Source organism: Pseudonocardia sp. 73-21 (assembly GCF_001899645.1).
Classification (GTDB): domain Bacteria; phylum Actinomycetota; class Actinomycetes; order Mycobacteriales; family Pseudonocardiaceae; genus Pseudonocardia.
Genome location: NZ_MKVV01000061.1, coordinates 107,147 through 121,494, shown reverse-complemented (window position 1 = coordinate 121,494; position 14,348 = coordinate 107,147). Strand labels below are relative to the sequence as shown.

At 74.4% G+C, this 14,348-nt stretch carries 13 protein-coding genes; 9 read left to right on the top strand and 4 right to left on the bottom strand.

Annotated features, from left to right (window positions below; all coding sequences use genetic code 11):
- Positions 1-167 precede the first annotated feature (167 nt).
- From serB to BGP03_RS20425, 5 genes are all read left to right on the top strand, one after another.
- The gene (gene serB / locus BGP03_RS20445; protein WP_296373843.1) at positions 168-1,403 is read left to right on the top strand and encodes a phosphoserine phosphatase SerB; all 1,236 of its coding nucleotides are present in this window, start codon (positions 168-170) and stop codon (positions 1,401-1,403) included.
- A 113-nt stretch (positions 1,404-1,516) separates the two neighbouring features.
- Positions 1,517-2,122, top strand: a complete 606-nt coding sequence (locus BGP03_RS20440) for a peptidyl-tRNA hydrolase (protein WP_298800498.1) — start codon at positions 1,517-1,519, stop codon at positions 2,120-2,122.
- Positions 2,123-2,132: 10 nt separating this feature from the next.
- Complete coding sequence (locus BGP03_RS20435; protein WP_298800497.1) at positions 2,133-3,623, top strand: carboxylesterase/lipase family protein; 1,491 nt, start codon at positions 2,133-2,135, stop codon at positions 3,621-3,623.
- A 14-nt stretch (positions 3,624-3,637) separates the two neighbouring features.
- Complete coding sequence (locus tag BGP03_RS20430; RefSeq protein ID WP_298800496.1) at positions 3,638-6,058, top strand: SEC-C domain-containing protein; 2,421 nt, start codon at positions 3,638-3,640, stop codon at positions 6,056-6,058.
- Positions 6,059-6,156: 98 nt separating this feature from the next.
- Positions 6,157-7,332, top strand: coding sequence for a winged helix DNA-binding domain-containing protein (locus BGP03_RS20425; protein ID WP_298800495.1), 1,176 nt, complete (start codon positions 6,157-6,159; stop codon positions 7,330-7,332).
- Between the two features lies 1 nt (position 7,333).
- Here BGP03_RS20425 and BGP03_RS20420 read toward each other — a convergent pair whose 3' ends face one another.
- Positions 7,334-9,385, bottom strand: a complete 2,052-nt coding sequence (locus tag BGP03_RS20420; protein ID WP_296373834.1) for an ATP-dependent DNA helicase — start codon at positions 9,383-9,385, stop codon at positions 7,334-7,336.
- 98 nt (positions 9,386-9,483) lie between these two features.
- Here BGP03_RS20420 and BGP03_RS20415 point away from each other — a divergent pair, with 98 nt between their 5' ends.
- Positions 9,484-10,365, top strand: coding sequence for a thioesterase family protein (locus BGP03_RS20415; protein ID WP_296373832.1), 882 nt, complete (start codon positions 9,484-9,486; stop codon positions 10,363-10,365).
- Here BGP03_RS20415 and BGP03_RS20410 read toward each other — a convergent pair.
- Complete coding sequence (locus BGP03_RS20410; protein ID WP_296373830.1) at positions 10,362-10,844, bottom strand: DUF4188 domain-containing protein; 483 nt, start codon at positions 10,842-10,844, stop codon at positions 10,362-10,364. The two genes, BGP03_RS20415 and BGP03_RS20410, sit on opposite strands and share 4 nt — an antisense overlap.
- Positions 10,845-10,921: 77 nt before the next feature.
- On the opposite strand from BGP03_RS20410, the gene BGP03_RS20405 reads away from it, so the two are divergent.
- Positions 10,922-11,548 (top strand): MerR family transcriptional regulator, encoded by a 627-nt coding sequence (locus BGP03_RS20405; protein ID WP_296373828.1) that lies wholly within the window; start codon positions 10,922-10,924, stop codon positions 11,546-11,548.
- Here the strand turns inward: BGP03_RS20405 and BGP03_RS20400 are convergent.
- Both BGP03_RS20400 and BGP03_RS20395 read right to left on the bottom strand, forming a co-directional pair.
- On the bottom strand, positions 11,535-12,086 hold the full coding sequence (locus BGP03_RS20400; protein ID WP_296373826.1) for an isochorismatase family protein: 552 nt from the start codon (positions 12,084-12,086) through the stop codon (positions 11,535-11,537). The genes BGP03_RS20405 and BGP03_RS20400 overlap by 14 nt on opposite strands.
- Positions 12,083-13,378: a nicotinate phosphoribosyltransferase gene (locus tag BGP03_RS20395; RefSeq protein WP_296373824.1), complete on the bottom strand. Its 1,296-nt coding sequence runs from the start codon at positions 13,376-13,378 to the stop codon at positions 12,083-12,085. The genes BGP03_RS20400 and BGP03_RS20395 overlap by 4 nt, the downstream gene beginning before the upstream one ends.
- A gap of 57 nt (positions 13,379-13,435) precedes the next feature.
- On the opposite strand from BGP03_RS20395, the gene clpS reads away from it, so the two are divergent.
- Both clpS and BGP03_RS20385 read left to right on the top strand, forming a co-directional pair.
- Positions 13,436-13,729 carry an ATP-dependent Clp protease adapter ClpS gene (clpS, locus tag BGP03_RS20390; RefSeq protein ID WP_296373822.1) on the top strand — a complete coding sequence of 98 codons (294 nt, stop codon included), beginning with the start codon at positions 13,436-13,438 and terminating at the stop codon, positions 13,727-13,729.
- A 34-nt stretch (positions 13,730-13,763) separates the two neighbouring features.
- On the top strand, positions 13,764-14,312 hold the full coding sequence (locus BGP03_RS20385) for a DUF2017 domain-containing protein (protein WP_298800494.1): 549 nt from the start codon (positions 13,764-13,766) through the stop codon (positions 14,310-14,312).
- Positions 14,313-14,348: the final 36 nt, after the last annotated feature.

Sequence of the window (14,348 nt, the reverse complement as noted above, 5' to 3'; positions counted from 1 at the left end):
CCCGGATCCGGTCGGAGCGTCCGGCGTTCGAGCTGCACTACCCGCACCTGGTGGAACGCTTCCGCGAGGAAGCCCATGTGGGCGGCCACGCGCAGGTGGCGGAGATCGTCACCCAGGGAGTGGGCAAGGAGTCCCATCCGAACGGGGACCCCAAGTCCCGCTGAACGATGACGGGTGACACCACAGTCCTGATCACGGTCACCGGTCCGGACCGTCCCGGGGTGAGTTCGGTGCTCTTCGCCGCGCTCACCCGGCACGGGGTCGACCTGCTCGACGTCGAGCAGGTCGTCATCCGGGGCCGGCTCACGCTCGGTGCCCTCGTGGCGGCCCACCACGACCCGGAGGGCCTGCAGGAGGTCGTCGAGCAGGCGATGGCCGGCATTGCGATGCAGGTGCACACGTCCATCGAGACGCACGACGACCCGGAGGCCCGGCGCCACTCCACCCACGTGGTGGTGGTGATCGGCCGCCCGATCACGGCGCGGGCCTTCGGGTCCATCGCCCAGGCCCTGGCCGACGCGGGTGCCAACATCGACGCCATCCGCCGCGTGGCCGACTACCCGGTCACCGGCCTGGAGCTGATGGTCTCGCCCGTGCCCGGCAAGGGGTCGGAGAACTACCCGCCCGGCACGCTGCGCGCCAAGCTCGTCGACGTGGCGCGGGCCGCGGGCGTCGACGTCGCCGTGGAGCGGGCCGGCCTGGGGCGGCGCAGCAAGCGGCTCATCGTGTTCGACGTCGACTCCACGCTCGTGCAGGGCGAGGTGATCGAGATGCTCGCCGCGCGGGCGGGCGCCGAGGCCGAGGTCCGGGCCGTCACCGAGGCCGCCATGCGGGGCGAGCTGGACTTCGCCGAGTCACTGCACCGCCGCGTCGCCGCACTGGCCGGGCTGCCCGAGACGGTGCTGGCCGAGGTCGCGGCGGAGCTGGAGCTCACGCCCGGCGCCCGCACCACCATCCGCACGCTCAAGCGGCTCGGGTTCCGCTGCGGCGTGGTCTCCGGCGGCTTCACGCGGGTGATCGCAGGCCTGGCCGACGAGCTGGGGCTGGACTTCTGCGCGGCCAACGAGCTGGAGGTCGTCGACGGGCGGCTCACCGGCAAGGTCGTCGGAGAGATCGTCGACCGGCCCGGCAAGGCCGTGGCGCTGCGGCGCTTCGCGGAGACGTTCGGAGTGCCCCTGGAGCAGTGCGTGGCCGTGGGCGACGGGGCCAACGACATCGACATGCTCTCCACCGCGGGCCTGGGCATCGCGTTCAACGCCAAACCGGCGCTGCGCGAGGTGGCCGACACCGCACTGTCCCTGCCCTACCTCGACGTGGTGCTGTTCGTCCTGGGCATCACCCGCGACGAGATCGAGCGGGCCGACGCGGCCGAGGGCGTCGGCCGGCGCGTCCCGATCGCGTGACCGTGCTCGCGCCGCTCGCGGACCGGTACGGGACGGCGTCCGTCGTGATCCCGCCCGAGCCCGACGGTGCTGATGCGCGTTCCGCTCACGCTGCACACGGGATCACGCGCGCCATGCCCGTCGTCCTGCGGCTGGAACGCCCGCCCGCGGCACGCACCCCGGTGCTGGAGGCGGCCGCCGTGGCGGCGCTCGCGCTGTGCCTCGACCCACGGGCCGAGCCCGGCGGCGAGTGGCACGAGGCCGTGGAGATGTGGGTGGCCAGCCGCATCCGCAAGATCGCCCGCCGGGCGCGGACCTCGCACTGGGACGCGGTGCAGGAGCTCCCGGGCGTCACGTGCCGGGTGGGCGACGCCGAGGCCCGCGCGCTCGTTCCCGGGCCCGTCGACGACGTGCCCCGGACGCTGTCGCGGCTGCAGATCGGTGGCACCGAGCTCGATCCCGATGAGCCGGGTGCGCCGGCGGCCGGGGTGCCGGTGATCTGGGTCAACGCCGCCCTGCACATGACCGTCGGCAAGGCCGCCGCGCAGGTCGGGCACGCCTCGATGCTGTTCGCCGCGGCCCACGGCCTCACGGAGGTACCGGCCTTCGCGGTGCGGGACGCCTCGCCGGAGCGTTGGGCGGAGCTCACCGCGGCGGTCGAACGGGGCGAGGCGGTGGCCGTCCGCGACGGGGGTTTCACCGAGGTCGCCCCCGGCACCACCACATGCATCACCCAGTAGGGAGCCCCACATGATCGAGGTGAAGACCGGCAGCGGCGTCGTCCGGGGCGCCGTCGAGGGTGATCTCGTGGCCTGGCGCGGCATCCCCTACGCCGCGTCCACCGCCGGTGACGGCCGGCTGCGCGCCCCGCGTGCGCCCGAGCCGTGGACCGGCGTCCGCGATGCGTCCCGGTTCGGCCCGGTGCCGCCCCAGGCCCGCAACAACGCGATGCTCGGTGCGGGTCGCCGCACCCCGATGGGCGAGGACTGCCTGAGCATCAACGTCCTGCGCCCCGCCGCGGGGTCCACCCGGCCCCGCCCGGTGATGGTGTGGATCTACGGCGGCGCGTTCAGTGCGGGCTCGTCGGCCGCCACGCTCTACGGTGGCAAGGAGCTGGTCCGCGCGGGCGACGTCGTGCACGTCACCTTCAACTACCGCCTCGGCGTGCTGGGTTACCTCGACTTCACCCGCTACGCGACGCCGGTCCGCCCGGTCGACGCCAACCTGGGGCTGCGCGACCAGGTCGCCGCACTGGAGTGGGTGCGCGACAACATCGCCGCGTTCGGGGGCGACGCGGACAACGTCACGGTGTTCGGGGAGTCGGCCGGCGCGATCTCGGTGACCACGCTGATGGCCACCCCGGCCGCGCGCGGCCTGTTCGCCCGGGCCATCTCGGAGAGCTCGGCCGTCGAGGCCGCGTACACGTCCGGGCGGGCGGCCGGCTGGGCCGCGGACCTCGCCGGCATCCTCGGCGCCGGCCCGCACGACGCCCTCGACGCGGTGCTGCGCGCCGACCCGGCCGCACTGGTCGCCGCCGGGGCCACCCTGGACGACTGGACCAACGAACGCACCCCCGGCACCCTCTGCTTCGCCCCGGTGGTGGACGGCGACTACCTGCCCGAGCACCCGATCGACGCCTTCGACGGCGGCCGCACCCACCCGGTGCCGCTGCTCATCGGCACCAACGACCGCGAGGCCACCCTGTTCGCGCGTTCCGGCCGGGTGCTGCCCACGTCGACGGACCTGATCGATCGCATGTTCGCGGTCACCGACCCGGGCGCCCGCGCCCGCATCCTGTCCGCCTACCCGCGCTACCCCGCCGCGTCGTCGGCGGTGGACCTCGGCGGTGACGTGACGTTCTGGTGGCCCAGCGTCCGGGCGGCCGACGGGCACTCGGCGGTGGCCCCCACCTGGGTCTACCGCTACGACTTCGCGCCGCGCGCGCTGAAGGTGCTCGGCGTCGACGCCACGCACGGCACCGAGATGGCGGCCGTGTTCGGCGCGAAGCGGCTCTCCCGCCTGCTCACCGCGTTCGGGGGCCGCCAGGACCTGGCCGGGGTCACCCGCCGGGTGCAGGAGCACTGGATCTCCTTCGCCCGCACCGGTGCGCCGGCCGCGGGCTGGCCCGGCTACGACGTCGCCGACCGGCGCACGCTGGTGATCGACGCCGAGGACCGCGTCGAGTGCGACCCCCGCCGCGCCCGTCGCCAGGCGTGGACGGGGTACGCGAACTACCGCTGACTAGGCTTCCGCACGTGGACGAGGCACGCCTGAGGTTCCTGTTCGGCTCCGTCCCGGACGCGGACGACTACGCGGACGAGGACGGCCGCATCGCCCTCCTGCACGCCGACCGGCCCGATCCCGACGAGGGCTGGCCGCCGCCGTCGATCCGGGTGGTGATCGCCAACCAGGTGCTCGACGGCGACCCGCCCGCCACGTGGGCCACCGCGGTCCGGCTGCTCGGGCTCGGGCTCGACCGCCACGCGGCGATGGACCAGCTGGTGGGCGCGATCCTGCCGCAGATCGAGGCGGCGCTGCGGGGCGAGGACATCGACCCGGCGGCGTACGAGGCGGCCCTGGAACGGCTCCCCGCCCCGGCCCCGGAGACGCTGCGGGCCGCCTACCTGGACGTCGTCCGGGCGCAGAGGTCCGTGGCGCTCGGCCGGCTGATCGAGCTGGTGGCCGAGCCGCTGGGCGTCGACAGCGCCGACCCGGCCTGGTTCGCCGCCGTCGAGGCCGAGCTGATGCTGGACCCCGCCTCGCCGATCACGATGGCCTACCCCGACGTCGTCGTGCACGTGCCGGGGCTGGTCGACGGCATCGTGCTCACCCACCGGCTCTCCGCGGCCGAGCACGCCGAGGACTACCTCGACCTCGACGCCGACCTCGCCGCGTTCCTCCGGTTCCCCCAGCCGCGGGTGGCCCAGGGCGCGCTCGTGGTGGACGACATGGCGTGGGCCGGGCCCGTCGACTGGCTCGCGCCCCTGCCGCTCGACGCCCTGCTCGCCGTGCGCGTCACCGGGGACGGGGAGGTGAGCGTCGCGGTGCTGGACGACGAGCCCGTCGCCCCTCCCGGCCTGGTGGACCTGCTCCGCTCCGTCTACGATGTCGAGGTCGCCGAGCCCGGATTGCCGGTCACCGGCGAGATGCTCGTGGTCGGGATGCTGCTGCGCGACCCCGACGTCTTCGCCCGTCCGGTCCCGCCGCTGACCGAGCTGGCCGCGGCCGCGGGCCTGGAGCGGCGCGAGGACGAGTTCGCCCACGACGAGTCGGTGTGGGCCAACGCCGAGGAGGCCGACCGGGCGTCCCGGGTGGTGGAGCGGCTGCCCACCCCCGAGCAGCGCGACGCGGCCCTGGAGGCGCTCGACCTGCTCACCGCCGCGGCCGGGGACTCGTCGGCCCTGCGGCGGTCGCTGGACCTGCTCGGCGATCCGGACGTGCTGGTCACGGTCCTGGACGAGCTGCTCGACGAGCACGACCAGCACGACGCCGAGCGGGTCGCCGCCCTCGTCGCGCTGGGCGCCCGGCTGGTCGCCGCGGCCGGACGCTCGCCCCGCGCGGCCGTGGCGGAGTTCGTGGCCGCCACCGCCGCGGAGCGCGACGGCCGGGTCCTCGACGCCGAGTCGCACCTGCGGGCCGCGTCCGCGGCCGCCGATGGGTGGGGGCTGGTGGAGGACCGGCTCGCGGCCTACGAGTCCGACCGGGGCGACGCCGCGGCGGCCTTGGGCCGGTGGCGCTCCGTCGACGCGGGGGAGGGCGAGCCCGACGTCATGACGGTCCGGCCGTTCGCCGCCGCCGCGGGCCCCGAGCCGGGACGCAACGACCCCTGCTGGTGCGGGTCGGGCCGCAAGTACAAGCAGTGCCACCCCGGGCAGCGGCCCGCCGTTCCACTCGCCGAACGCGTCGGCTGGCTGCACCGCAAGGCCGTCGGCTACGTCGAACGCCGCGGCGGCGCGGCGGCCGACCTGCTGGAGGAGTACGCCGAGGCCCTCGCCGGCGAGGACGGCGATCTGGAGGCCGCCTACCACGAGCCGGTCGTCGTCGACGCCGTGCTGCACGAGGGCGGCTGGTTCGCGCGGTTCCTCGCCGACCGCGGGCCGCTGCTACCCGCCGACGAGCGGGAGCTGGGCGCGTCGTGGCTGACGGTGGAGCGCAGCGTCTACGAGGTGGCGGACCCCACGCACGTGCGGGACGTCCGCACCGGTGAGCAGTTCGAGACCGTCGGCCGGATCGCGACCGTCGGCGCCCGGATCTGCGCGCGCGCCCTGCCCGACGGCACCGGCCGCCGCGTGCTGGTGGCCGTCGTCGCGGTGGACCGGGACCTGGAGGAGGAGCTGCTGGCCGTCCTGGAGGAGCGCGACGGCCTCGAGCTGCTGGACCTGCTCGGCGCGGGTCCGCCCCCGCCCCGGACGGTGCTGCGCTCGACACCCCCGAGGCCCGCCCCGGCCGCGGCCCCCTCGGCGGCGGTGCTGCAGCTGCAGGAGCGCCGGGAACGGAGATGGTGCGACGACCCCGCACCGGAGCTGGGGGGATCCACCCCCCGGGAGGCGGCGGCGGATCCCCGGCGTCACGAGGCACTGGAGCGACTCATCGCCGCGCTGCCCGTCGACGACCCCGTGACGGGGCGGCTCGGGATGCGCCCGGACCGGATCCGGGAGCTGCTCGGTCTCGCGTGAGATGAACGTGATGGGGGCACGGCGGTCGACCGAGCCCCGCGACGGTCATCTCACCCGCGTCGCTCCGCACTGTCGGTGCCCGGTGGGATGCTGCCGCCGTGGCCTCTCGACACATCACCGATGCGGAGCGGCGCTCGCGGCTCGCCGTGCGGCACCGGCTCGTCCCCGATCGGCGTACGGATTCCGTCGAGGAGATCACCGGCTCGCTGGTGGCGCTGCACTCCACCGATCCCGTCACGGTCTACCTCTCGGTGGCCGCGCGCATGCAGCACCCGGACCTGGCCGCGGTCGACGCGGCGCTCTACGACCACCGGTCGCTGCTGCGCCACCACTCCATGCGGCGCACGTTGTGGATCTTCGATCACGACGCCGCCCGGGACGCCCACCACGGCGCCACGCTCGCCGTCGCGAAGGTGCAGCGGCGCAGCCTGCTCACCGGGCTGGAGGCTGCCGGCATCACCTCACCCGAGGGCTGGCTGAGATCGGCCACCGCCGACGTCCTGGCTCTGCTCCGCGAGTCGGGCCCGCTCCCGGCCCGGGAGATCGGGGCGCGGCTGCCGGGGCTGGCGGTACCGCTGACCATCGGCGGGGGCAAGTACACCGCCACCCAGCCCGCCCACACCCGGCTGCTGCTGAACATGGGGTTCGCGGGCCAGGTCCTGCGGGCCCGCCCCACCGGCACGTGGATCAACGGGCAGTACCGTTGGGCCGCCGCCGACGCCTGGTTCCCCGACGGCTTCGGCGCGCTCGACGTCCGGGAGGCCGCCGCCGGCCTGGCCCGACGCTGGCTGGCGGCGTTCGGCCCCGGCACCCGCGCCGACGTGGCCTGGTGGGCCGGTTGGACGGCCGCCACCACGAAGACGGCGCTGGCCGATGTCGGCGCGGTGGAGGTGGAGCTGGACGGGGGCCCGGGCTACGTCCTGCCCGACGACGTCGACGAGCCGCCTGCTGCTCCGCGGTCGTTCGTGCTCCTGCCGGGTCTGGACCCCACGACGATGGGGTGGAAGCAGCGCGACTTCCACCTCGACCCCGCCGACGTGCCGGTCCTGTTCGACCGCAACGGCAACGCTGGCCCCACCGCGTGGGTCGACGGCCGGGTGGTCGGCGCCTGGCACCACCGCAAGGACGGCACGGTGGCCCTGCACCTGACGGCCGAGGTGGACGCGGAGGCGCGGGCGGGGCTGGAGGAGCGGGCCGGGATGATCGAGCGACTGCTGGGCGAGGTCCGCTTCACGGTGCGCTACCCCTCGCCGGTGCTGGCCCAGCTGCAGTAGGTCAGGCGCCGCGCAGGCGGCGCAGGGCCGCGTGCACCTTCTCGCGGTCGTCCGTGGGCCAGAACGGGGGGAGGCTCGCGCGGAGGAAGCCGCCGTAGCGCGCCGTCGCGAGCCGGGGGTCCAGGATCGCCACCACCCCCCGGTCGTCCATCCCGCGCAGCAGGCGCCCGGCGCCCTGGGCGAGCAGGAGGGCGGCGTGGGTGGCCGAGACCGACAGGAAGCCGTTGCCGCCGTGCGCGTCGGTGGCGCGTTGCCGGGCGGCCACCAGGGGATCGTCGGGGCGGGGGAACGGGATGCGGTCGATGATCACGCACGACAGCGACGGGCCGGGCACGTCCACGCCCTGCCACAGCGAGAGCGTGCCGAACAGCGACGTGGGCTCGTCCTCGGCGAACTTCTTCACCAGCGTCATCGTGGAGTCGTCGCCCTGGCAGAGCAGCGGCGTGTCGAGCCGGCCGCGGAGCGCCTCGGTGGCCTGCTTGGCCGCGCGCATCGACGAGAAGAGCCCCAGCGTGCGCCCGCCCGCGGCCTCCACCAGCCCGGCGATCTCGTCGAGGTAGGCGGGCGGCAGGCCGTCGCGGCCGGGCGGGGGCAGCCGCTTGGCGACGTAGAGGATGCCGCTGCGGGCGTGGGCGAACGGCGAGCCGACGTCCATGCCCGACCACTTGGGCGCGTCGGGGTCGGGGATCGGGTCGTCGGACTTCTCGACGGTCGACGGGGGCAGCCCCCACTGCCGCGCCAGCGCGTCGAAGTTGCCGCCCAGGGCGAGCGTGGCGCTGGTCAGCACCACCGTCGACCGGCCGAACAGCCGCTCCCGCAGCAGCCCGCCCACCCACAGCGGCGCGGCGCGCAACACCTTGTGGCGCATGCCGTCCGGGCCCTGCTCGCCCAGCCACACGACGTCGCGACGCTTGGCCGGATCGGGCTCCTCGAACGCGCCGAGCAGCCGGGTGGCGGTGTCGAGCACCTCGTCGAGGGCGGCCTGGGCCATCTTCCGGCCGGCCGCGGCCTCGGGGTCCTCGCGCTTCTCGGACCCGAGCGCGGTGCGGCAGGCGCCTGCCGCGTTGACGATCGCCGACAGCGCTCCCGACGGGGCCTGCGGCAGCGCGTCCCAGCGACCGGGTGCGAGATCCTCCAGCACCAGGCCCAGCCCCTCGCCGGCCTCGGCGAGCCGGTCGGCCACCGCCTGGTCGACGAGCTTGCCCAGCCGCCGCGCGGTGACGCCGACCATGCCGGCCGTGAGCTCGGCGGTGGCCACGCCCGTGACGCGGTCGACCAGTTCGTGGGCCTCGTCCACCACCACGACGTCGTGCTCGGGCAGCACCGGTCGGCCCTCGAGGGCGTCGATGGCCAGCAGCGCGTGGTTGGTGACCACGATGTCGGCGCGGCCGGCCTGCGCCTTGGCCTTCTCGGCGAAGCAGTCCTCGCCCACGGGGCACTTGGACACGCCCAGGCACTCCCGGGCGGTGACCGAGACCTGTCGCCAGGTGGCGTCGGGGACACCGGGCACGAGCTCGTCGCGGTCGCCGAACTCGGTGGTGTCGGCCCACTCGTGCATCCGCTTGATGGCCCGGCCCATCGCCGAGATCGTGAAGGGGTCGAAGAGCTGGTCCTCCTCCTCGTCACCCCCGTCGCCGTGCAGCTTGTTGAGGCACAGGTAGTTGCGGCGGCCCTTGAGGATCGCGAACGTCGGGGTGCGGCCGAGCAGCGGCTTGAGGGCCTTGGCGAGGCGGGGGAGATCGCGGTCCACCAGTTGGCGCTGCAGCGCGATGGTGGCCGTGGAGATCACGACCGTGGAGTCCTTCGACACCGCGTGGTGGATCGACGGCACGAGGTAGGCCAGCGACTTGCCGGTGCCGGTGCCGGCCTGCACCGCCACGTGCTCACCGCTGCTGATGGCCTTGCGCACGGCCTGGGCCATGGCGTCCTGGCCCTCGCGGCGCTGGCCGCCCACGGCGGTGACGGCGGCTTCGAGCAGCTCGGCGACGCCGGGGATCTGGGTCGCGCCCGCCGACGTTCTTCGTACCGCGGAGGCGGCATCGGCGATGGCCACCGGAGGAGGCTACCCGCAGGCGCGGGAGGTCCGTGGGAGAACCACGTAACCGGTGTGCGTGCGGGGTCACACAGGGGGTGCCTGACATCATCGAAAGCGTGACGTCCACCCAGCTCCGGCTCGAGCCGTCCTCGTTCCCCGTGCTGATCGAGCACGCCGCCCGCTACAGCGACCTGGATCCCAGCCGCCGCATCGGCCGCGACGCCCTCGTGCGCTGGTTCGAGGACGCCCGCGTGTCGGTCGAGCTCGACGCACTGGGCGCCGACCTGTCCACCCGCTACCGGTCCCGGCAGTTCAAGCTGCTGCTCGCCTCCGTGGGCGTCGAGGTGATCGCGCCCCTGAAGGTGGCGGGCCGCTACCGGATCGGCGTCGGCGTGGCGCACATCGGCACGTCGTCGTTCACCTACACCTACGCCGTGTTCGCGGGCGACGAGTGCGTGGCCACCGGCCGGTCGGTCAGCGTGTACGTCACCGACGAGGGTCCCACCGAGCTGCCCGCCGACGTGCGCGCCGCCCTGACGGCCCTGAAGGTCGAGGGCGCGGAGCAGGAGCGGGCCGAACGCCTGCCCGGACGTCTCGTGCGCGAGGCCTACCCGTTCCGCCTCGACATCCGCACCCGCTTCGGCGACATCGACACCAACCGGCACGTCAACAACGTGGCCCTGGCCGGCTGGTACTTCGACGCCCTCGCCGAGCTGCACCTCGACATGCTCGGCTACCCCACCGGCGGCCCGCTCGACGACCTCTCGCCCAGCTCCCTGCACGTGGAGTACCTCGCCGAGGTGCACTACCCGGGCATCTACCAGCTGCGCGTCGGCGTGCTGGAGCTCGACGCCAGCTCGGTGCGCTACGCCTGCGGCCTGTTCGACGGCCCGCGCTGCATCGGGCTGGCCGAGGCCGTGGGCTCCCACGCGGACGCCGACGGCACGACGGGGGACGTGGCGGCCAGCCTGGGCGCCTGGCGGATGCGCAAGGTCTAGGCACCCCCGGTCAGTCGGGCGCGGGCGGCGTCGAACCCCGCCGTCACCGCCTTGGCGCCCACCGCCTTCGCCAGACCCATCGTCGGGGTGTTGACGTACATCGTCTCGGCCGCGCCGACCCGGTAGGTCTCGTGCCAGACCCCCACCGCGTCGGGGGCCTTGCGGGCGCGCCGGTTGAAGGCCGCCCAGGCCGGGCGGTGCTTCGCGTCGGTCGAGGAGGCGTAGCGGTAGAGCGACTCGGTGTCGCGCCAGTACTGCACGATCGTCGGTCCGCCGTTGCCCAGCAGCGTGCGGAAGCCGAGCAGGCCGAGATCGGGATCGCGGCTCAGCTCGGCGAGCATCGGGCCCATCGCCAGGAACGTCGGGAGCCACTGGTCGGGCCGCCACGGCTTGGTGACGTGCATGCCGATGAGGAACACGACCACGTCCTCGCCGGTCGTGGCGCTGTCGTGGGTCCACCGTCCGCGTGCGATCGCCATCGGGACCATCTCCTCACATTGGGAACTGCGACTTCCCAATATTGGACGGTGACACTATCCAATGTCAAGATGGCCGGGTGCGGATCTCGGAGTTGGCCCGGCGGGCAGGCGTGCCGGTCGGCACGGTCAAGTACTACCTGCGGGAGGGCCTGCTCCCCGCCGGAACGCCGACGTCGGCCACCCAGGCGCAGTACGGGGAGGAGCACGTCGAGCGGCTCGCGCTGATCCGGGTGCTGGTCGGGACGGGCGGGCTCACGGTCGCGGCGGCCCGCGCGGCCCTGCAGATGATCGACGCGCCGGCGCCGTCGATCCACGAGGTGATCGGCACGGCCCATCAGGCGATCGGGCCGGAGGTCACCGCGGAGCCGGAGGCCCTCGACCGCGCCCGCAGCCTCGTGGAGGCCCAGGGATGGCAGGTCGCCTGCGACTCGCCCGCCCTGGCGCAGCTCGCCGCCGCGCTGGACGCGTGCGACGCGGTCGGGATCCCCGGCATGGAGCGCCTGGTCGGACGCTACGCGGCCGTGGCGGAGCAGCTGGCGGCATTCGACGTCGCCGCCGTGCCCACCACCTCACCGGCGGACGCCGTCCGGTTCGTGGTGGCGGGCACCGTGCTGCTCGAACCGCTGCTGCTCGCGCTGCGCAGGCTCGCGCAGCAGGACGCGTCGTTCCGGCGGTTCGAGGGGCCGGACGTCACGCCAGGGTGACGCCCGCGTCCCGGAGCTCCGCCAGCGCGCGCTCGGTGGAGTCCGGGGCCACGCCGGCGCAGAGGGCCAGCAGCACCGTGGTGGGGAAGCCGGCCCGCGCCGCGTCCAGGGCGGTGGCGCGCACGCAGTGGTCGGTGGCGATGCCCACCACCTCCACCTCGGTGACGCCGCGGGCCGCGAGCCACTCCTCCAGCGGCGTGCCGCCGGGCTCGGTGCCCTCGAAACCCGAGTACGCGGCCTCGTGGGCGCCCTTGTCGAAGACGGCCTCGATGCCGGCGACGTCGAGGTCGGGGTGGAACGACGCGCCCGGCGTGCCCACGCGGCAGTGCGGCGGCCAGGAGTCGCGGAAGTCCGGCGTGTCGGAGAAGTGGGCGCCGGGGTCGACGTGGTGGTCGCGGGTGGCCACGACGTGGTCGTACCCGCCGGCCCGGATGTGCGTCGAGACGGCCGCGGCCACGGCCGCCCCGCCCGCGACGGCGAGCGACCCGCCCTCGCAGAAGTCGTTCTGGACGTCGACCACCACCAGTACGCGGGTCATGCGAAGACCGTCGGGATCGCCGGCTCGCCGCGCGAGAGCTTCAGCCCCTCCCACGGCACCGCCACCAGGGCGGCCCGCAGGCGTTCGCGCGACTGCTCCAGGGTCTCCAGACCCTCCACCCGCTCGCCGCCGCGAATCATCGGCACCGGCAGTACCCGGTCGTGCGGGCCGGTCTCCGGAGGGGAGCCCGCGGCGTGCACGACCTCCTCCACCGCCGTGCCCGTGGGCTTGAAGCGCCGCACCGCCGACTTCGCCCCGCCCCGCGATTCCTTGGACGCGCTGCGCTTGGCCACCGGTCGCCCGTCGACCTCGACGAGCTTGTAGACCATCCCCGCCGTGGGCGCGCCCGAGCCGGTGACGACCGAGGTGCCCACGCCGTAGGTGTCGACGGGCTCGGCGCGCAGCGCGGCGATGGCGTACTCGTCGAGGTCGCCCGAGAGCACGATCCTGGTGTTCGTGGCGCCCAGCGCGTCGAGCTGCTCACGGGCCTGACGCGCCATCTCGCCCAGGTCGCCGGAGTCGATGCGGATGGCGCCCAGACCGGTGCCCGCCGCCTCGACGGCCAGCTCGATGCCGTGGCGGATGTCGTAGGTGTCGACCAGCAGTGTGGTGTCGGCGCCCAGCGCCTTGACCTGGCTCGCGAACGCGCCCAGCTCGTCGTCGTGCAGCAGGATCCAGGCGTGCGCGGCCGTGCCGGCCGTCGGGATGCCGTGGCGGCGCTCGGACTCCAGGTTCGACGTGGCCGAGAACCCCGCCAGGTAGGCCGCCCGGGCGGCGGCCACGGCGGCCGCCTCGTGGGCGCGCCGCGATCCCATCTCGATCAGCGGCCGGCCCGCGGCCGCGGTGACCATCCGCGCGGCCGCCGACGCGATCGCGCTGTCGTGGTTGAGGATCGACAGCGCGAGCGTCTCCAGCATCACCGCGTCGGCGAACGTGCCGCGCACGGTGAGGACGGGGGAGCCCGGGAAGTACAGCTCACCCTCCGGGTAGCCGTCGACCTCACCGGTGAAGCGGTAGTCGGCCAGCCAGTCGAGCGTGCTGCGGTCGACGATGTCGGCCAGCGCGGCCAGCTCCTGGTCACCGAACCGGAACCGGCTGATCGACTCCAGGAGCCGCCCCGTGCCCGCGACCACGCCGTAGCGCCGCCCGTCGGGGAGCCGCCGCGCGAACACCTCGAAGACGCATGAGCGGTCGGCCGTGCCGTCGGCCAACGCCGCCGCCACCATCGTCAGCTCGTACCGGTCGGTCAGCAGCGCCGTGCTGACACCCGCCGTGGACGGACTACCACTCATGGAGCGAGAGCCTATGTGCCGTGCGTCCGGATCCGACGGAGTGCCACCATGGATACCATGGCCGCGCCCCTTCCCTCCCCGACCGTGGAGCCGGTCGTCGTCGAGGACGTCTCGCCGGACGTGCCCTGGCAGGCGATCGTCTGGAACGACCCGGTGAACCTGATGTCGTACGTCACCTACGTGCTGCAGAAGCTCTTCGGCTATCCCGAGGCGAAGGCCACCGCGCTGATGATGGACGTGCACCTCAAGGGCAAGGCCGCGGTGTCGGCGGGCGACAAGGACAAGATCGAGGCCGACGTGGCGAAGCTCCACGCGGCCGGACTGTGGGCGACCATGCAGAAGAGCTCATGACCGCCGACATGCTCGGTCCCGTGGAGGCGACATCGTGAACGGCTGGAAGAAGGCCGGACGGGGTGCGAAGGTGCGGCTCGTCGCCTCGTTCGACGAGCAGGAGGCCGTGGTGCTGCGCGGGCTCATCGGCGAGGTGCGGCAGATGCTCGCCGGCCGCACCGCCGACAACCCCGCCGACGAGCTGGCCGCGCTCACCGGTATCCGCACCGGCCCGTCCACCCGCCCGGACGATCGCGTGCTGGCCCGGCTGCTGCCCGACTTCACCACCGAGGACGCCGACCTCGCCGCCGGCCTGCGTTCCCTGCACGAGCCCGCTCTGATCGAGGCCAAGGAGGCCGCTGCCGACCTCGTGCTGGACACGCTGCCCGTCACCGGCGGGCGCGTGGAGCTGGCGCCCGAGCAGGGTGACGTGTGGCTGGCCGCCCTCAACGACGTGCGCCTGGCGCTGGGCACCGCGCTCGACGTGAGCGAGGACATGCCCGAGCAGCTCCCGGCCGACGACCCCCGTGCGTCCCACCTGGGGGTCTACCACTGGCTGACCTACGTGCAGGACGGGCTCGTCCAGGCGCGCATGAAGGTGTGAGAGTCGTCCGCTGATGTGCGGACGCTCGGGCCCGGC